Consider the following 18,205-nt stretch of genomic DNA (forward strand, 5'->3'; position numbering starts at 1 on the left):
CGGCCTGAGGTCCAACCAGCGCTAAGGGCAGTTTTCCCGGGAACAACATTCCATAAAGCCGCCCGATTTCATTATCCTGTGTCATTCATCACGACTTAGAAATTCAGGCTGCCTCCATGTCGCTACGATTTTTACCCCGCTGGCTAACGCATGCACTGCTACTGTTCACCCTGCTGGTCATTGCAGCCGCCGGCTACGGCTACTGGTTCCTGCACGCCAGCCTGCCCAAGCTCGAAGGCAACGTTACCACTGAACAGTTGCACAGCACCGTCACCATCGACCGGGATGCTCAGGGCATTCCCACTATCGGCGGCAGCAATCGCAGCGACATCGCATTCGCCCTCGGCTTTCTCCACGCCCAGGAGCGGTTTTTCCAGATGGATCTGCTGCGCCGCAATTCCGCCGGCGAACTCTCGGAGCTGTTCGGCATACTCGCGCTGAATCACGACAAAGCCGTTCGCGTTCACCAATTTCGCAAGCGTGCACTACGTGCCTTTCAGGCCCTTGGCCCGGAAGACCAAACCCTGCTGAAAACCTATACCGCGGGAGTCAACAAGGGACTCGATGAACTTGGCAAGGCACCCTTTGAATACGCCCTGTTGCGCACACCGCCCAAACCCTGGCAGGTTGAAGATGCCTTCCTGGCAATGTTCAGCATGTACATCGACCTGCAACCGGAACTGAGCGAATACGAACGCTCGCTCGCGGTGCTGCGGGATTCGCTGCCCGCCGACTGGTATGCCTTCCTGGTCCCTGAGGGCGGCGAGTGGGACGCCCCCATTGAGGGGCCCGCCTATGTGTTTAATGATCGTCTTCCCACACAGCCTCTGGCGCAATTGCAGATACCACAAGATGCCGAGGCCACCGCAGCGGTATATCAGGATTTTGTCGCCGTCGGCTCCAACAACTGGTCCGTGGGCGGCTCACTCACCGATTACCCGTCGGGCATGATCGCCAACGACATGCACCTGGGGCTGAACGTGCCCAATATCTGGTATCGGGCCTCCTGGCACCTGCCCGCCGACAAGCGTCGTGTCACTGGCGTCACCCTACCCGGCGTGCCGGTAATGGTGGTGGGTTCCAATGAGCATATCGCCTGGGGCTTCACCAACACCTATGGCGACTACCAGGACAGCATCGTGTTAACGGTCAATGATGCTGGCGATGCCTACCTCACCCCCGACGGCTGGCAGCCTTTCACCACGGAGATAGAAACCCTGAAGGTGAAAGACGAGCCCGACGAGACCCTGGCGATCAAACACACCATCTGGGGGCCGGTGATCGGCGAAGACCACAAGCACCGCCCACTGGCACTGCGCTGGGTCGCTCACGATCCCGAAGGAGCCAACCTGCAACTACGTCAGATGGAAGCTGCCAACAGTGTCGATGAAGCCATACAGCTCGCCGCCAACATGGGCATTCCGGGGCAGAACCTCAATGTGGTGGACCACGATGGCAACCAGGGCTGGACCATCGCCGGTCGTCTGCCCAAGCGGGTAGGCTTCAACAGCGAACGGCTATCATCAAAATATCCACAGGACTGGTCGACAGGTGAACTGCACTGGGATGGCTACCTGAGCGCCGCCGAGTATCCCAAGGTGATCAATCCCGCGGGCAGCCGAATCTGGACCGCCAATGCCCGGGTGGTCTCCGGTAGCATGCTCGACAAAATCGGCCACGGCAGTTATGCCCTGGGTGCCCGCCAGCAACAGATCGCCAAGGACCTCAACAGCAAAACCCTCTTCAGCGAACAGGATATGCTGGCCATCGCACTGGACGACCGCGCCCTGTTCCTGAGCCGCTGGCAGCAACTGCTACTAAACCTCGCCAGGGAAAATTCCGATATACAAAATGCCGCCACCCTGACCGAACTATTGGAGAACTGGCAGGGCCGCGCCTCGAAAACCTCCGCAGGGTACCTGATTGTGAAACGGTTTCGTGAAAACGTGATCGGTGCCAGCACCGGGCGGGTAATACAGAAGCTGGATGAGGATACCGACTTCTTCGACCCGGTGCGCGCCAGCGTCTACCTTGAATACCCCACCTGGGCACTGATTACCGAACAACCCGCTGCACATGTTCCCGAGGGCTATCGCAACTGGCAGGAATTTCTCGTGGCACAGGCCAACAGAACCCTTAACGACCTCACCGAAAACGGCAAACCGTTGAGGGAACAAACCTGGGGCGAGGCCAATACCCTGGCCATCCGCCACCCCTTGAGTGGCGCCATCCCCCTGCTGGGCAACCTGCTCAACATGCCCGGCCAACCCATGGACGGCGATACCTATATGCCCCGGGTGCAAAAACCGAAAATGGGTGCTTCCGAACGCATGGTGGTGGCGCCGGGCCACGAGGAAAACGGCATTTTCCATATGGCCGCCGGGCAGAGCGGCCATCCGCTCTCCAGCTATTACGCACTGGGCCACCGGGACTGGGTAGAGGGTAATGCCTCCCCATTTTTACCAGGGCCGGAGAAATGGCGTTTGACGTTATCACCCCAGTAACGAAGCAAATATGGAGGCAATAACAGTCCCGGAGGGATACCTTCGGGGCATTTCTCCCTGCACCCACCCACGCAGCATACAGCTTAAGTATTCCTACATTATCAACCAGTTACAGGCCTCCTAGGACATAGGGCCTATGTCCTATACCGCCATTTCTCGCTCTTTTGGCCCCTTTAGGTCATTTGCACAATGCTTCCAAATAGCCACCCCTCTAATCTGCAGACATCACTTTTGATCTCTCCGGGATAACCGGCACACAGAGGAATCCGCGATGAAAGCTAAATGTGTCTACGATCTGCCCACCAGGGTTTTTCACTGGCTTTTTGCCACGCTCTTTGTGGTGGCCTTTACTATTGGCAATACCGTTGACGACGAGTCCCTGGTGTTTTCCTACCACATGATCGCGGGGCTAACCCTGTGCTTCCTGGTGGCCTGGCGACTGGTGTGGGGTGTCATCGGCACCACCCACGCCCGTTTTTCAGATTTTCCCCTGCACCCCCGGAAACTCATCGGTTATTTCAAAGGCCTGCTATCCGGCGATCACAAACTCTGGAGCGGTCACAATCCGGCCTCGAGCTGGGCCGCCGTCACCATGATGGCCTGCGCGGTGGGCCTGGGCATCACCGGCTACCTGATGGCCTCAGGACTGGCAGGCGAAGACCTGGAAGAAGTTCACGAACTACTCGCCAACGGCTTTCTGGTGATAGTTCTGCTTCACCTCGCCGGTATAGTCCTCCATACTTCGAAACACCGTGACCCCATCTGGAAAAGCATAGTGAACGGCGAAAAACAGCACGTGCCCGCCGACAGCGCACCGGTTAAAGCCCGTCGCATCAGTGGGGTATTTTTTCTGGTCCTGACCATCGCATTTGCCGGTTACCTGCTGCAAAACTTCAACACCGATACCCGGGAGCTGAATCTGCTCGGTTCTCAACTGCACCTGGGGGAAGTGGAGGATGACGACGAGCATGAATCCCTCGATGATCACGAGCATGACGACGACTAGAAAAGCATCATGACCTCCCGAGACCGCGCCATACTGCTCATCACCCTGCTGCTGATCACGGCCATCATCGCCTTTGACCTGGTCACAGACTCCGGCGAGGGGGTTGCCCTCTGGCACCTCCTCGCAGAGGCAACGGCGGGGTTGCTGGGTCTGTGCGGGGTCTTTTACGTGCTGAAGGATATATTCCGGCTGAAAAAGCACCTTAACCGGGAGCGGCAAATTTCCGCCAGCCTCAAACAGGAATCGGAAGAGTGGCGCGATCGCTCGAAAACCTATCTGGATGGATTGTCTGAAGCTATCGACCAGCAATTGTCCGCCTGGCACCTGACCCCGGCGGAACGGGAAGTGGCCTTCCTGTTGCTCAAGGGCATGAGCCTCAAGGAAATTGCCGAAATAAGGGATACCGCGGAGAAGACTGCCCGGGTGCAATCCATGTCAATTTACGCCAAAGCCGGCCTGTCCGGGCGCTCGGAACTCGCCGCGTTCTTTCTCGAAGACCTGCTGCCCGCCACGAGCATGGACGCCAACAAAGACCGGGAACAACCTTCATCCAACTGATTCCAATTATCCCTCGGCAACCAGTAAACCCGCACGGACTCCTATTGCTTAAACGTTTTTACGTGGCCACATCCACCGGCTCACCACGATCACATTTTTTGCAATCCAGCTCGAACCCCAACATGCCATCTCGACCAGCCTGTGACTCAACCCAGGGGCGGTTGGTCCATGGCGGGTCGTGGCGCACATGCTGAAAGTGGCCACAGACCAGCTCCGCCACCCAATCGTCACATTCGTCTTTATGGTAACCACAGATAGGTTGTTTCATTGCGCCAAACCCCGACTGGCTGGCTAGAGGTTAACTGTCTTGTTCATGGCCGGCGGCGATTCTCGCCTGGCGCTTTTTTTGCCGCGCCTTTTCTCGGCACGCCCGGCAGCGAACGGCGGTACTGAAGAAATAGCCCCCCGCCTCCTCATACCACCATTTTTGCTGAGTGGCGCTCCAAGTCTGATGTATGCCGCAGTCCTCGCAGTCAAACTCGATGTCGTAATAGAAATCCGGCGCGCTTGAATAGGTGTTACCCATCACCAGCTTGCTGGCGTCGACGGGCAGTCGATCCTGTTTTTTATTGTTTGATCTGACCTGTTTGCCCATCCATCACCTGACAGTGAAAGTTACCGTCCCGAGGCCTCAGGATTCCTTCAGGTAAGCAATCATGGTGTCCACATCACTGCACTCAAAGGGGTCATCCGGACAATCGTTCATCATGCCTGGCTCGGCAAATAGCTTTTTGATTTCGCCATCAACAATGTGGGCGGAATAACGCCAAGTCATTTCACGACCGCCCTTGGTAATCAGCATGCCAATGCCACGGGTAAAATCGCCCTGTGTATCAGGCAGCATTTTTACGTTTTCAATGCCGATATTTTTGGCCCACTGCGACATGGTAAAAGGTGCGGTCACACTCATGCAGTACACCTCATCCACACCAAGAGATTTCAGCTCCTCATACTTGGCATCGTAGTCGGGCAAATGCGCATTGGAGGCCCTCGGCGTAATGGCTGCCGACAGGGCAAACACCACAATATTTTTACCCGAGAAAACTTCATCCGATGGAATATCCACCCAACGCCACGGGTTTCTGCCGCCAACGCCTTCACCGCGAACACGGTTTCTGAAAATCATCTCTGGGACTTTATTGCTCATCTTTATTCTCGTTTTCTTAAACTGGCGTACGTGATTTTAAAGGGGACAGCGGGACAATTGTAGGGGCAAAACCCCGATGCCAACCCGGCACAGCGTTCTTTGTTTATTCGCACACAAAACCGTGCACCTTAATTCTGAGCAGCTACCCTAGCAGAATAGCCCGCTTTCGTCCCGGCCCGTGCGACCCGCCCTGCCCCAACCAGCGGATGCGGGTTACACTCACCTGACACGGAATTTCACCCAACACGGAACTGGAGCACCACATGCGCAAACCGTTTCTCTTCGCTTACACACTGGCAGCCACGCTGGGAGCCTGGAGCCTGGTGGCCCAGAACTACGAATTCGTTATCTACACCCTCGTCACACTTGTGCTGGTGACGCTGATCTACCTGGGGGACAGAAAATTCACCTTCAGCCCTGCGGTGCTGTGGGGTTTCAACCTCTGGCTGGTGCTACATATTCTCGGCGGGCTGTGGCCGGTGAACGGCAGCGTGCTGTATTCACTGGTGTTGATCGATCTCGTCGGCGAGCCCTACTCCATCCTGAAATACGATCAAATTGTGCACACCTACTGCTACTTCATTATCGCGCTGCTGCTGTGGCGAGTGGTTTCAACCGTCAGGCTCGACGCACCGCAATGGCTACTCGCAGCACTGACGGTACTGGCCGCGAGCGGCGTGGGCGGCATGAATGAAATTGTGGAGTTTTCGGCTACGGTGCTGGTGCCCAACACCAATGTGGGCGGATATGAGAATACCGCGATTGATCTGGTGGCGAATTTTCTGGGTGCCTGCCTGGCCATTCCTTTTTTCAAGGGAGAAGAAGCTAACATCCCATCCCAATGAAGCCTTTGCAGTGATTCCGATACCGCGCAGGGAGACATAGCCCTGCCTCCAGGAGGCCTAGAGAAGCTCGGCCTTGTTAAAGATTGATATCGCTGATATTGACCCAAACCTGACCAAGAATAACGAGCAACACGATCAGTGCCCAACCACCGTATAGCAGGTACTTTCTGTCGAGTTTCCCGAGGCGATTAAGCTTAAAGCCATAGAGAATCAATGCGCCGACGGCGGCCTGAACCCCCATCAGCCCCAGTGCCGCAGGGCGAGAACCAATTTCGGGAGCAAAACCCAAAACAATCGCCAGGAACCCCACCACGCCAAAGGTCAGGAGTAGCCAGCTAAATATTTTTAAGTAATTTAACACCGAGGCTCCCGTGTAGTAGCGGCTTCAGCACGTTAACACTGGCCACAAATATTGAAAGTGTTATCTGACCCCACTTATTCTATTCCCTAAGCAGCACAAGCCCCTCTAATACTTAGAATAAAGTCTGACAATCCAGTAGGGATTTTTGACCTGCCAGCTAAAGATCTCGGCGACATGGCGGCCCTGTTGTACTTAATACTGGCACTAGCCAAAAAAGGGTACGTGCCAGCTTTTCGAGCATCAGCCAGGAGGTCGAGCCAACACAGAAAGAAGGAAAATATATATTTTCCTCTATGGTTTTTCATAGGATCACAAATATTAAGAAAAAACTCTTCTGCAGAAGAAAATTCATCCTGCGAGTATTCATCCAGCAATGGAACAAGTTGATTAAGCCGATCTGAGTCATATTTTTTAGCAACAAAATCAATAAAAACAGAAACGAATTGATTGATTCTATTATCAACGCGGCCTCTTTTTAAATCATACTTTGCAGCAACAAAAAACCTTAAGTTAGCCTCCTTCATTGCATCACAAAAAGAAGCAGAAACTTTACTGTAGAGACTTTGTGCGGAATGAATGCTTTCTGGCTCGACTGAACATTCAAACTCATCGTTCAAAATAGACTCCAAAACGACATTGGTAACCAGGTAGTTTTCATATGAATATGAATCTAAACAGTAAATATTACTGGATGGGCGATATTCTCTTAGGCCATCAAAATCATGATCTACAAAAAAGTAAACTGGGCCTAAGTTTTCATCGCGAATAGACTCCCTAAACTCTAAAACTTGCGCTTTCCCCTCAGCGGGGAGCCCCTTGTAACTCAGATCTTCATCAATTCGCTTTATCCAAGCTTCATATGGACCAATGTCAGTTTTACCCTCAAAGATAAATATTGGGGCATTAATATCTCCAGAACGGATACTTAACACTTTGATTTTTAAGACCGATTTCCGCTTTCTTGCGCTTCTAATATGATCTACATATCCATCTGCCGACATAATCAATCTCTATTTTTTTCTTCTCTTTTTATTTTCAATGGAGAGCTGCATGGGTCCAGTTCATTGTCAAAAATAAACGGGGAATGAGTTATGGCTAATAGCTGCTTGCAAGTAGGAGCTGCAGCCATATCGACAAGTATTTTTTGTTGCCAGTCGATGGACAACGATAATTCTGGCTCATCCACCAAGATAATTTTGTCTGAGGTATACAAAAACAAATAAGAAAGAAGAGAAACAACTTGTTTTTCACCAGACGACAAATCGTTTAATTTCACCTCCTCAGAAGTCCATTTATTTATTACAGAAACCCTCATTCGTTCAGGATCATAATTAAAGCTCTTTACATCGCTAGTTTCCCCTAGATATGTATTAGCTTTTTTTACAAAATTCTCAATTGTAGACTCAAGCTGTTTTGTCTGATTTACTACTTGTGACAATTTAGATAAAAAATATATTAATGTATCTCTGTCACTATCATCTTCATAATCTTCATCGTCATATATTTGCTGAATTCTATCTAAGTAATTTTCTTCTAATTTCTTTGCCCCGCCAATACGAGAAAAAAATAGTCTAAGGGTCTCTAAATCAGGCAAATCGGAAACGTCTGTTTTCGACCTCTTAGCCTTACCCGCAAGCAGATCATCAATTATATTTGCGCTAATTTCACGATACCCAAAATTTGTTCTCCTTTGAACTGTTTCAGTTAATGCGGTTAGCCTATCTTCAACGTCAGCGAGTCCATAGTTCATTTGCGATCTAATAACAGGCGATTGTTCTGATTGCCTCCTGGAGTTAGCTAGCGCCTGCCTCTTAGAAAAACGGCTTCGTTGCCTTTCGAAAAGCTTTTCAATTCTGCGATAGGTTGGCAGATATAAAATCTCTGTATTACCAATCGCAGCTTTGATTTTTTTGGTTATGCTTCGAATATCGTCATCAATGGATGACTCAAGGTTTTCCAAGGCATCTGACAATAGCTCATGTATGGTTTCCCAATCCCATGGAGAGCTGTCATACAAAGCCTGACCAACAGGTGAGCTTCGCATACCATCCCAATCTTCAGGATCAAACTCCGTAGTAATGTAAGCTATACACCCAGCCTCGTCTAAAGCAGAAAATTGAACGATATTCCCTAATGCTTCTATATTGCTTGAAGAAATATCTAAAAGGCTTTTCTTTTTAAGGATTATTTCTTCATCAGAGGTGCTGAATACACATCTTATTTCCTCAAAATCAATGACTCTTAAATTATGGAATTTACAGGTAAGGAATGAGTGTAGCGCTGATAAAATCGTAGTTTTTCCTGCTCCATTTTCAGCAATAACTATCCTCACAGGAGAATCAAAATCGATAACGACATCTTTATAACCATGAAGACCAATAATTCTAAAATATTTAATTATTGGTTTGCCGCTCATATCCATTAGTGTTTTCACCTTGATTAGAATTAGTGAATATTCGGCTATTAGCCAGCTCATGCACGCACATATGCTACGCCACCTGGCAATTAGCTGCCAATTTAGAAGGCATAAGCTCCAAATTAAATCTTCTCTAGATTATCTGGCAAGCTGAATAAGTTGCCCGTACGAGGTAATATTTTGCAGAATCTTCATCACCGCTCCGTGGTTACTGGTGGGTTACCTGCAAAAGGCAGAGTAATTAGTCTCCCCCTCACTGCTTCACAAGTATTTCACTGTGACCTTGTACTGGCAACCCACGTCCAAGGCACTGGCCTGCAACAAATTGATTAACCGCCCTATCCCACCTATTATCCTCAGGCCTAGCCAACCCGGAGCAGCCATGAGTTTCAGCCACAATCGCGGACCCTTTCCCGCCACCCGCCTGCGTCGCAACCGAGCCGATGATTTTTCCCGCCGCCTGGTTCGGGAATCGGTGCTGACCCCCGACGATCTGATTTACCCGGTATTTGTGCTGGAGGGTTCCGGCCAGCGCGAGGCGGTGGCCTCCATGCCCGGTATCGAGCGGCTATCCATCGACCTGCTGGTGCAGCAGGCCCGGGAAATCGCCGATCTCGGCATTCCTATGGTAGCGCTGTTTCCGGTGACGCCGCAGTCCGCCAAGAGCCTGTTAGCAGAAGAATCCTACAACCCGGATGGGTTGGCACAGCGAGCGGTAAAAGCCATTAAGGATGCCGTACCGGAGCTGGGGGTGATGACCGATGTAGCCCTGGACCCATTCACGGTGCATGGGCAGGACGGCATTATTGATGAAACCAGCGGCTATGTGCTGAACGACATTACCGTGGAAACTCTGGTGAAACAGGCGCTCTCCCACGCCGAGGCCGGTGCCGATGTGGTGGCGCCCTCAGACATGATGGACGGTCGCATTGGCGCGGTGCGCAATATTCTTGAACAAAACGGCCATGTGAATACACGCATCATGGCCTATTCCGCCAAGTACGCCTCCAGCTATTACGGCCCGTTCCGCGACGCGGTGGGTTCTGCCGCCAACATCAAGGGGGGCGACAAGAAAACCTATCAGATGGACCCGGCCAATAGCGATGAGGCTCTGCACGAGTGCGCCCTGGATTTGCAGGAAGGCGCAGACATGATCATGGTGAAACCGGGCATGCCCTACCTGGATGTGGTGCGCCGGGTGAAGGATGAGTTGAAAGCCCCCACTTTTGTGTACCAGGTGAGCGGCGAGTACGCCATGCACTGCGCGGCGTTTGAGCACGGCTGGCTGAACCGGGAGCAGATTATTCTGGAATCACTATTGTGCTTTAAACGCGCCGGGGCCGACGGGGTGCTAACGTATTTTGCGATGGAAGCGGCAAGGCTGTTAAACAAATAACGGCGGGGTTTATCCGAAACAAAAAAGGGCTGCCATTGGCAGCCCTTTTTAATGCGCTTGAAAACTATCTGCGTGGCTTCTGCCTCGAAAACATTTTCTTAAAGGCAGTTAGTCTTCATCCGACGCATCGGCGTAAGCATCGGCATCCATCATGTCTTCCAGCTCTTCCGGGTCGGACATTTTGATCTTGAAAAACCAGCCGTCATCGTAGGGGGAATCGTTAATGGTTTCCGGGGCGTTTTCCAGCACATCGTTAATGGCGATCACTTCGCCGGATACGGGGGCATAGATATCGGAAGCGGCTTTCACGGATTCCACCACACCAGCCTCATCGCCAGCGGAAACGGTGGTGCCGATTTCGGGAAGCTCCACATACACCACGTCGCCGAGGCTGTCCTGGGCGTGGTCGGTAATGCCCACGGTCACAGTGCCGTCACCTTCATCGCGAGCCCACTCGTGGGTGCTGGCGTACTTCAGATCAGATGGGGTCTCGCTCATGGTGGTGTCCTCAAAATTGGTAGTCTAAAACTGCCGGGGATTTTAAACCCGAATGCCGGCAAACTAAAGTGCTTGGGAAGATGGCCTTAACCACCCAACCCCATGGCCTGACGCACCAGCTGGTTTTTCAGGGGACCGAGTTGGTTGGCCAGCTTCATGCCGTCGTTACGCAGCAATCGAAGAGGCATGGCCTGGGACTCAAACAGGCGTTTAAAGCCTTCCATGGTGGCCATCATTCCCAGGTTGTGGGGTTTGCGGCGGCGCTGGTAGCGCTTCAAGCCGGATAGTTCACCCGGCGACAGCCCCCGGGACAGGGAGCGCTGGATTTCTTCCGCCAGGGTGATGGCATCCTGAAAACCGAGGTTTACCCCCTGGCCCGCCAACGGATGAATGGTATGGGCTGCATCCCCCAGCAGGGCGATACCCGGCAGCACGTAGTCCACCGCGTGGCGTTGCCACAGGGGAATACAGTAGCGTTTGTCGACGGCGGTAATCTCACCCAGACAGTGATCGCTGGCCTGACCCAGCGCCCGGCAAAACTCCGCCTCATCCAGCGCCATCAGCTCTTTGGCTTTCTCGGACTGCTGGGACCAGACAATGGAACAACGGTGGCAATCGCCCTGCTCGTCCTGAAGGGGCAGGAAGGCCAGCGGGCCTTCGGGCAGGAAACGCTGACGGGCCGTGAAGTTGTGTTCACGTTCGGTGGTAATGGTGGTGACGATGGCCTGATGGCCGTAATCCCACTGTCGCAGTTGCAGGCCGCAGAGTTCGCGCACCCGTGAGCGGGCACCGTCGGCGGCGGCCACCAATTGTGTTGTCACCCTGTCGCCATCGGCCAGTTCAATCACCACGCTGCCATCTTTTTCCAGTCGCTCCAGGCCGGTGACCTTGGCGGGGCAAAGCAAGGTCACATTGGGCAATGCTTCTAACCGCTGCAACAGGGCCTCAACGATCAGGGCATTTTCGACAATATGCCCAAGGCTGGGCTGGCGGACTTCGGCGCAGTCGAATTCGATATGGCCGGTGCCATCTGCTTCCCAGACTTCCATATGGCGATAGGGGCAGGTTCGACGGCTGGCAATCTGTTGCCAGACACCGACATCACTGAGCAGTTGCCGGGATACTTCAGTCAGTGCCACGACCCGGGGATCAAAAGTTTGGGACAGGTCGGGCATCACAAAAGGGCTGGCTTCCAGCACGCCAATGCGTAACCCGGCCCCCCAATTGGTGCTGGCCACCCGGGCGGCAAAGCTGGCGCCGACCATACCGGCACCCACCACCACGATATCAAATGCATGGTCAGCCATTGGCGGCTCCCTTGATGCCATTTAACCTTGGTGTACCACGGGTTTCCAACCCCATACCGAGGCGGGCAAACTGATGACGCAGCAACGGCACCGCATCCAGTGCCAGTAACCCGAGGTTTCTTGCCAGCGCCACCGGCGAACTATCCAGCCCGAAGACTTTGGGCAACAGGTCGCTGAGCAAAATGGTTTTTTGCTGGTCGGCCTGTTGTTGATTCAAATAGCGTTGTAACACGTGGAGATCACCAAGAGATTCGCCCCTGGCAGCGGCGTCACCCAGCACTTCGGCCAGCACCGCCAGGTCCCGCAGGGCAAGATTAAAGCCCTGTCCGGCTACCGGGTGCAGGGAGTGGGCGGCATTGCCGGTGACCACCACGTGGTGCCGCACCTGTTCATCGCTGGTCACCAGCTTGATGGGATATGCCTGACGGCTACCCACTCGCTGAAAGTGACCAAGGCGGAAACCAAAGCGCTGTTGCAGTTCCTCGAGGAAAGTTTCGTCATCGGCCTGCAGCATTGCTTCGGCACGTTCCGGCGGCAGCGTCCAGATCAGTGCGGCACGGTGTTCACCCTCAATGGGTTGCAGCGGCAGCATGGCCATGGGGCCGAGATCGGTAAAGCGCTCGTAGGCCACGCCATTGTGATCCTGGGCCAGGGAAATATTGGCGACAATCGCCATCTGGCCGTAATCCTTGCTGCTGGCTCCGATACCGAGTAATTCCCGGGTATGCGATTGCGCGCCGTCTGCCACCACCAGCAGGCGGCTGGCAAAAGATTCCGTCGCATCCTGATCGTCGAGACTAACCGTCAGCTCAACCCCTTCCCGGCGCGCCTGAACGGCGGTGACACGGGCGGGAGCAAGCCAGTCAATATCGGGGGTTTGCTGAACCGCTGCCATCAGCGCGGCACCGAGATGGCGGTTCTCCACCACGTAACCCAGTGCAGGAAGCTTCTGCTCTTGCGCTGAAAGGCGGGTGGTGCCGATATGGCCACGATCAGATACATGTACTTCGTTGATGGCAGCCACGCCTTGCTGCAATTGATCCCAGAGGCCCAGCAGTTCAAAAATTTCCCGGGTGCTGTGGGACAGCGCCGTGGAGCGGGCATCGAAACTGGGTTGTGCGGGCACACCGGACGAGGGCGTTGCCACCGCTTCCACCACACGAATTCGCCAATCCAGCTTCAGAGACGACAGCAACAGCGCCAGGCTGGCGCCCACCATGCCGCCGCCGATGATGGTGATATCGAATGTGTTGTCCTGCTCAGCGGCCACGTGTGTTACCTGGTTTCTGCCATCAAGGCTTCAATGTCGGCGGTGGCTTTCGGCACGGCGGCACTGAGTATGCTGGGGCCTTTTGACTTGATCAGCACGTCATCTTCAATACGTATGCCGATACCCCGCCAGCGCGGCTCCACATCATGGTTGTCGGGTGAGATATAAATGCCCGGCTCCACTGTCAGCACCATGCCCGGTTCCAGCACGCGCCATTCATCGTGCACCTTGTAGTCGCCGACATCGTGCACATCCATGCCCAGCCAGTGACCGGCCCGGTGCATGTAGAAATCGCGGAAGGCTCCAGTTTCCATCAGCTCATCGCGGCTGCCCCTGAGAATGCCCAGATCAATCAGGCCGTCGGTAATAATTTCCACCGTTTTCTGGTGGGGTTCGTTCCAGTGGTTGCCCACCTGGCAAACCTCAATGGCCGCCAACTGGGATTCCAGCACCACGTCATAGAGCGCCTTCTGTTCCGCGGTGAATTTACCGTTAACCGGGAAGGTGCGGGTAATGTCCGAGGCGTAATGCTGCAATTCGCAACCAGCGTCAATCAATACCAGGTCGCCATCCTTCAGTTTGGCGCTGTTTTCCACGTAGTGCAGGATGCACCCGTTGGCACCGCCGCCAACGATGGAGCTGTAGGCGGGGGATCGCGATCCCGCCATGGCAAATTCATGCTCCAGTTCCGCCTGCAACTGATACTCGTACATCCCCGGCTTGCAGATCTGCATGGCCCGGCAGTGGGCACGGGCGGAAATTTCAGCCGCCGTGCGCATGATTTTCTGTTCGGCATGGCTTTTGAACAGGCGCAACTCGTGCAGCAGGTGGTCGAGGTCGACAAATTCTCCCGGGGGGCTGGCACCGGCCCTGGCACGGGAACGTATATTGTTGACCCAGTCCATCAGATGCTTGTCGAAAGCGGTGTCCTTACCCATGGCGTAATAGACACGATCGCGCCCTTCCAGTAGGCCCGGCAGGATATCGTCGATATCGTCGATGGGGAACGCGTCGTCGGCACCGTAATGTTCACAGGCACCTTCAGGGCCTGCGCGGTAACCATCCCAGATTTCCCGCTCAATGTTGCGGTCGCGGCAGAACAGCAGGAACTCGCCCTGGGGTCGACCCGGAATCAGCACCATGACGGCTTCGGGCTCCGGGAAGTTGGTGAGGTAGTAGAAATCACTGTCCTGCCGGTAGGGGTAGTGCACATCGCGGTTGCGCACCCGTTCAGGGGCGGCGGTAATAATGGCGATGCTGTTTTCCGCCATCATGGCGGTAAGCGTCTCTCTGCGTTTGGCAAATTCCGAACTGGAAATCATAGATAACAAGGTCCAATCGCTTAATGGAGTGTTCTGGGCTGCTCAACCTCTGGCATGCCCAGTTCTGCATAAATGAGAAGTACCGCTACACGGACATATTCCACCAACTCGGTGTAGCTGACTTCATCTTCCTGATCTTCCTCGTCTTCCAGCATGCCGATCTGGGAAATGGCCGCCAGGTCGCGCAGTGCGTCAGCAATATCTGCTGCCAGCTCAGTTTCTCCGGAGATGCTGGAATTGCCCAGCCCATAGAGAAAACCCTGGCACCAGTCACCCAGCGCTTCGAGACGCTGGTTCAGCTCCATGTCGTCTTCCGGCAATAGCGGCTGGAATTCAAAACCATCACTGCAAATTTGCTGCCGCGAAAAGGCATACAGCGCGGGTAACATGTCACCCATGTCTTCAATGCGCTCCCGCTCCTGATCCAGCAGCTCTGCCACCAGGATAATCAGTTCTTCTTCGTCAAATTCCTGGCCGCCGGAAATACGGCCGCACAACATGCCATGCAGCTCGGAAGGACTGCCGGGCAGATTGGCATGAATAAAGCCATCGGCTACATCATTAAAATCCATGGAAAACCTTAATCTTGCAGGGTCATTCGAACCGGAATCCTAACACCGTTCAGATGGCCAAGCATCCTGCCGGAGGGGTACAAATAAAAAATCCCAGTTCAGCAAATAGCTAGGCAATACTTCTCGAAACGGCATCAGGATGATTGACCGCTCAGTGACAGCACAATATAGTTGCTGTGAAGGATCAGCCACGGCCACGGCAATGTCAGACGATTTACAAACACTCGAACACAAGATTGATCGACTGATCAATATTTGTGCACGCCTGCAAAAAGAGAACCTGACGCTGCGTGAACGTGAAACCAGTCTGCTGAAAGAACGTAGCCGCCTGCTGGAAAAGAATGAGCTGGCGAGAAGCCGTGTCGAGCACATGATTGTGCGCCTCAAAAACCTCAACAGCGAAAGCTGAACATCATGAGCCAACAAACCGTCAACATCCGCATTCTCGACAAGGAATACCAGGTCAGCTGTCCCCCGGAAGAGCGGGACGCACTGCTGTATTCCGCCCGCGCCCTGGATGAACGTATGCGCACCATTCGCAATTCCGGCAGCGTTATCGGCCTGGAGCGCATCGCGGTGATGGCGGCCCTGAACCTGACCTATGACCTGACCAAGCTGGAATCCCAGACTGCTGGCCAGAGCCTTTCCGAAGAAGCCTTCAAGCGCCTCGACAACAAACTCGATACCGCACTGCAGAGCTTCGAGACCACCACCTCTTTTTAATCACCACCTTTCATCGACAGCTGCGTTATACTAGAGCAACGCCCTGGGGTGCTTGCCAGTTGACAAGTCCTCGAGCCGATAATCTGTAACCTGGGGGTTACAAGACGATACGGTGTGCATGTCCGCGTGACGGAAAGCCTAAAGTGTCGCTGTAGCCACCACCTTGAACTTCACGGTTCAAGGCCAAGTTGACAGCGGCACTTCCGGGGACTCATTCTCGACTTTCCTTCCGGGTATTGCCTGTAGTCATGGACAGCAAGAACCTTCGCAGCCTGATGCGGCAGCGCCGCCAATCTCTGACCCGGCGGCAGCAGCAGACCGCCAGCGCAGGCCTCGCCGTGCAACTGTGTCGACTGCCCGAATTTCGTTACCGCAAAAACATTGCCTTTTATCTCGCCAACGACGGCGAAATTGACCCGCAGTTTGCCATGGGCATTGCCGACCGGGCAGGCAAGCACTGCTACCTGCCGGTGCTGCACCCCCTGAAACAAAACCGCCTGCATTTTGTTCGCCACACGTCCGGAGACTGCCTGGAAGCCAACCGTTATGGCATTCTGCAACCGCCCCTTAGGGGGAACCGTATTGCATCTATGCACAGACTGGATTTGATTCTGTTGCCCCTGGTGGCGTTTGACGCCAGAGGCAACCGCCTGGGCATGGGCAAAGGGTTTTACGACCGCACCCTGAGCAACCGGGCCGCACACACGCGACTGATCGGACTCGCCCACAGTTGCCAGGAAACTGATAATATTGCCCGGCAATCCTGGGATATTCCGCTGGATGCCATCGTCACTGAATGCAATACCATTCATATTCGCCCTGAAAAGGGCTAAGAAGCAGCTCACTATGCGCAAAACCAAAATTATCTGCACCATTGGCCCTGCCACCGAGTCCTACGACATGCTGGAACAACTGGCTCTCGCCGGGATGAATATTGTTCGCCTCAACATGTCCCACGGCGACCATGAATCCCACGCAAAAGTCATCAAGGCCGTGCGCACACTGAACAAGAAGCTCAAGCACCCGATTGCACTGCTGATGGATACCCAGGGGCCCGAAATTCGCACCGGCGATATCTGCAATGAGCTGGACCTGAAAAAAGGTGACGAGATTTCCGTGGTGGCACGTGGCGAGGACGACGTGGAAGCCAGCTCTATCCGCATCAATTACGAAGACCTGATCGACGATGTGCATGTGGGCGACAAAATTACCGTAGACAACGGCCTGATCAATCTGGAAGTGCTGAGCAAGGAAGACCGTGTCATGCGCTGCCGGGTGGTGGATGGTGGCGTTCTGAAAAGCAAACGTCATGTGAACCTGCCGGGAATTCGCGTCAACCTGCCGGCTATTACCGAAAAGGACAAGCGCGACATCGAGTTTGCCATCGAGCAGGACGTGGACTTTATCGCCCTATCCTTTGTTCGCGCCGCCGACGACGTGCTGCAACTGCGCGAACTGCTTGGCGACAAGGCGGACAAGATCAAGATCATTTCCAAGATCGAGGACCAGGAAGGCGTCAAGAATCTCGAGGAGATTGTCGCGGTTACTGACGGGGTGATGGTGGCGCGGGGCGACCTGGGCGTGGAAATTGCCATCGAGAAACTGCCCCGGGTACAGCGCCGCATCATTCGCCTCTGCGCCCAGCAGGGTAAACGGGTCATCGTCGCCACCCACATGCTGGAGTCGATGATCGAAAACCCCATTCCGACCCGTGCAGAAGTGACCGACGTCGCCAACGCCGTGTATGAAGAGGCGGACGCCATCATGCTGTCCGGCGAGACCACCATCGGCAAGTACCCGATCAAGTGTGTCGAAATCCTCGACCGCATTGCCCGCTCTATCGAGCAGAGCCCCGGGCTGCGCTTTACCGATGGGCTGATTCTCAAGAACGACAAGGAAGAAATTGCCGCCGCCGCGGTGAAACTGGCGGAATCCATTCAGGCCAAGGCGATCATTGTGCCCACCCGGCGCGGCCGCATGGCCGGTTACGTCACCAACTGTCACCCGCAGACGCCCATTATTTGCGCCTTTACCAATGACAGCCGCACCCGTCGCCAACTGGTGCTTAACCGCAATGTGCTGAGCTTCCGCATCAACTTCAGCGAAGATCCGGAAAAAACCCTGGCCACCGCCGCCAACATTCTCATCGAGCGCGCCGAGTTTTCTCCGGAGGACCGCCTGGTGGTGATATCCGATGCCCTGGCTGGCTCCGGCATCGATGCCATCCAGATCCGCCAGCTCGGCGACCTGCTCAAGGTGCCCACCGAGTAAGCGAATTCG

20 protein-coding genes and 1 other RNA gene are annotated in these 18,205 nt (G+C 54.3%); 10 read left to right on the forward strand and 11 right to left on the reverse strand.

The window, feature by feature from the left end:
- The first annotated feature begins 116 nt into the window (after window positions 1–116).
- From Q8A57_RS06570 to Q8A57_RS06580, 3 genes are all read left to right on the forward strand, one after another.
- Window positions 117–2,504, forward strand: a complete 2,388-nt coding sequence (locus Q8A57_RS06570; protein WP_305170192.1) for a penicillin acylase family protein — start codon at window positions 117–119, stop codon at window positions 2,502–2,504.
- A 271-nt stretch (window positions 2,505–2,775) separates the two neighbouring features.
- Window positions 2,776–3,510, forward strand: a complete 735-nt coding sequence (locus tag Q8A57_RS06575) for a cytochrome b/b6 domain-containing protein (RefSeq protein WP_305170193.1) — start codon at window positions 2,776–2,778, stop codon at window positions 3,508–3,510.
- Between the two features lie 9 nt (window positions 3,511–3,519).
- Window positions 3,520–4,068 carry a helix-turn-helix transcriptional regulator gene (locus tag Q8A57_RS06580; protein ID WP_305170194.1) on the forward strand — a complete coding sequence of 183 codons (549 nt, stop codon included), beginning with the start codon at window positions 3,520–3,522 and terminating at the stop codon, window positions 4,066–4,068.
- 58 nt (window positions 4,069–4,126) lie between these two features.
- Here the strand turns inward: Q8A57_RS06580 and Q8A57_RS06585 are convergent, their stop codons facing one another.
- From Q8A57_RS06585 to Q8A57_RS06595, 3 genes are read right to left on the reverse strand one after another with little or no spacing between them, the layout of a single operon-like run.
- On the reverse strand, window positions 4,127–4,336 hold the full coding sequence (locus Q8A57_RS06585) for a DUF3565 domain-containing protein (RefSeq protein WP_305170195.1): 210 nt from the start codon (window positions 4,334–4,336) through the stop codon (window positions 4,127–4,129).
- Between the two features lie 30 nt (window positions 4,337–4,366).
- Window positions 4,367–4,663, reverse strand: a complete 297-nt coding sequence (locus Q8A57_RS06590) for a zinc-ribbon domain containing protein (RefSeq protein WP_305170196.1) — start codon at window positions 4,661–4,663, stop codon at window positions 4,367–4,369.
- Between the two features lie 36 nt (window positions 4,664–4,699).
- Window positions 4,700–5,215 carry a redoxin family protein gene (locus Q8A57_RS06595; protein ID WP_305170197.1) on the reverse strand — a complete coding sequence of 172 codons (516 nt, stop codon included), beginning with the start codon at window positions 5,213–5,215 and terminating at the stop codon, window positions 4,700–4,702.
- 263 nt (window positions 5,216–5,478) lie between these two features.
- Between Q8A57_RS06595 and Q8A57_RS06600 the strand changes: the two genes are divergently transcribed.
- On the forward strand, window positions 5,479–6,060 hold the full coding sequence (locus tag Q8A57_RS06600; RefSeq protein WP_305170198.1) for a DUF2238 domain-containing protein: 582 nt from the start codon (window positions 5,479–5,481) through the stop codon (window positions 6,058–6,060).
- A gap of 76 nt (window positions 6,061–6,136) precedes the next feature.
- Here the strand turns inward: Q8A57_RS06600 and Q8A57_RS06605 are convergent, their stop codons facing one another.
- From Q8A57_RS06605 to Q8A57_RS06615, 3 genes are all read right to left on the reverse strand, one after another.
- Window positions 6,137–6,421 (reverse strand): hypothetical protein, encoded by a 285-nt coding sequence (locus tag Q8A57_RS06605; protein ID WP_305170199.1) that lies wholly within the window; start codon window positions 6,419–6,421, stop codon window positions 6,137–6,139.
- An 86-nt stretch (window positions 6,422–6,507) separates the two neighbouring features.
- The gene (locus Q8A57_RS06610) at window positions 6,508–7,422 is read right to left on the reverse strand and encodes a DUF4435 domain-containing protein (protein ID WP_305170200.1); all 915 of its coding nucleotides are present in this window, start codon (window positions 7,420–7,422) and stop codon (window positions 6,508–6,510) included.
- 2 nt (window positions 7,423–7,424) lie between these two features.
- Window positions 7,425–8,843: an AAA family ATPase gene (locus Q8A57_RS06615; RefSeq protein ID WP_305170201.1), complete on the reverse strand. Its 1,419-nt coding sequence runs from the start codon at window positions 8,841–8,843 to the stop codon at window positions 7,425–7,427.
- Between the two features lie 376 nt (window positions 8,844–9,219).
- Here Q8A57_RS06615 and hemB point away from each other — a divergent pair, with 376 nt between their 5' ends.
- Window positions 9,220–10,233, forward strand: coding sequence for a porphobilinogen synthase (hemB, locus tag Q8A57_RS06620; protein WP_305170202.1), 1,014 nt, complete (start codon window positions 9,220–9,222; stop codon window positions 10,231–10,233).
- Window positions 10,234–10,341: 108 nt separating this feature from the next.
- On the opposite strand, the gene gcvH is transcribed toward hemB, so the two are convergent.
- From gcvH to Q8A57_RS06645, 5 genes are all read right to left on the reverse strand, one after another.
- Entirely contained in the window at window positions 10,342–10,731 is a 390-nt protein-coding gene (gene gcvH / locus Q8A57_RS06625; RefSeq protein ID WP_305170203.1) for a glycine cleavage system protein GcvH, read from the reverse strand.
- A gap of 86 nt (window positions 10,732–10,817) precedes the next feature.
- Window positions 10,818–12,038: a UbiH/UbiF/VisC/COQ6 family ubiquinone biosynthesis hydroxylase gene (locus Q8A57_RS06630; protein WP_305170204.1), complete on the reverse strand. Its 1,221-nt coding sequence runs from the start codon at window positions 12,036–12,038 to the stop codon at window positions 10,818–10,820.
- Window positions 12,031–13,308, reverse strand: coding sequence for a 2-octaprenyl-6-methoxyphenyl hydroxylase (gene ubiH / locus Q8A57_RS06635; protein WP_305170205.1), 1,278 nt, complete (start codon window positions 13,306–13,308; stop codon window positions 12,031–12,033). Before ubiH ends, Q8A57_RS06630 begins: the two co-directional genes overlap by 8 nt.
- Before the next feature lie 5 nt (window positions 13,309–13,313).
- On the reverse strand, window positions 13,314–14,630 hold the full coding sequence (pepP, locus tag Q8A57_RS06640) for a Xaa-Pro aminopeptidase (RefSeq protein WP_305170206.1): 1,317 nt from the start codon (window positions 14,628–14,630) through the stop codon (window positions 13,314–13,316).
- A gap of 20 nt (window positions 14,631–14,650) precedes the next feature.
- A complete protein-coding gene (locus Q8A57_RS06645) occupies window positions 14,651–15,202 on the reverse strand; it encodes a UPF0149 family protein (protein ID WP_305170207.1) in 552 nt (183 codons plus the stop codon).
- 202 nt (window positions 15,203–15,404) lie between these two features.
- Here Q8A57_RS06645 and Q8A57_RS06650 point away from each other — a divergent pair, with 202 nt between their 5' ends.
- The 5 genes from Q8A57_RS06650 to pyk all read left to right on the forward strand — a co-directional run bounded on the left by Q8A57_RS06650 (window position 15,405) and on the right by pyk (window position 18,196).
- A complete protein-coding gene (locus tag Q8A57_RS06650; RefSeq protein WP_305170208.1) occupies window positions 15,405–15,611 on the forward strand; it encodes a TIGR02449 family protein in 207 nt (68 codons plus the stop codon).
- A 5-nt stretch (window positions 15,612–15,616) separates the two neighbouring features.
- Window positions 15,617–15,925 (forward strand): cell division protein ZapA, encoded by a 309-nt coding sequence (locus Q8A57_RS06655; protein WP_305170209.1) that lies wholly within the window; start codon window positions 15,617–15,619, stop codon window positions 15,923–15,925.
- A gap of 37 nt (window positions 15,926–15,962) precedes the next feature.
- Window positions 15,963–16,139, forward strand: a non-coding RNA gene (ssrS, locus tag Q8A57_RS06660) — 6S RNA.
- A 34-nt stretch (window positions 16,140–16,173) separates the two neighbouring features.
- Window positions 16,174–16,758, forward strand: coding sequence for a 5-formyltetrahydrofolate cyclo-ligase (locus Q8A57_RS06665; RefSeq protein ID WP_305170210.1), 585 nt, complete (start codon window positions 16,174–16,176; stop codon window positions 16,756–16,758).
- A gap of 13 nt (window positions 16,759–16,771) precedes the next feature.
- The gene (pyk, locus tag Q8A57_RS06670; protein WP_305170211.1) at window positions 16,772–18,196 is read left to right on the forward strand and encodes a pyruvate kinase; all 1,425 of its coding nucleotides are present in this window, start codon (window positions 16,772–16,774) and stop codon (window positions 18,194–18,196) included.
- Window positions 18,197–18,205: the final 9 nt, after the last annotated feature.

Source organism: Porticoccus litoralis (genome assembly GCF_030676955.1).
In the GTDB taxonomy this organism is placed as follows: domain Bacteria; phylum Pseudomonadota; class Gammaproteobacteria; order Pseudomonadales; family Porticoccaceae; genus Porticoccus; species Porticoccus litoralis.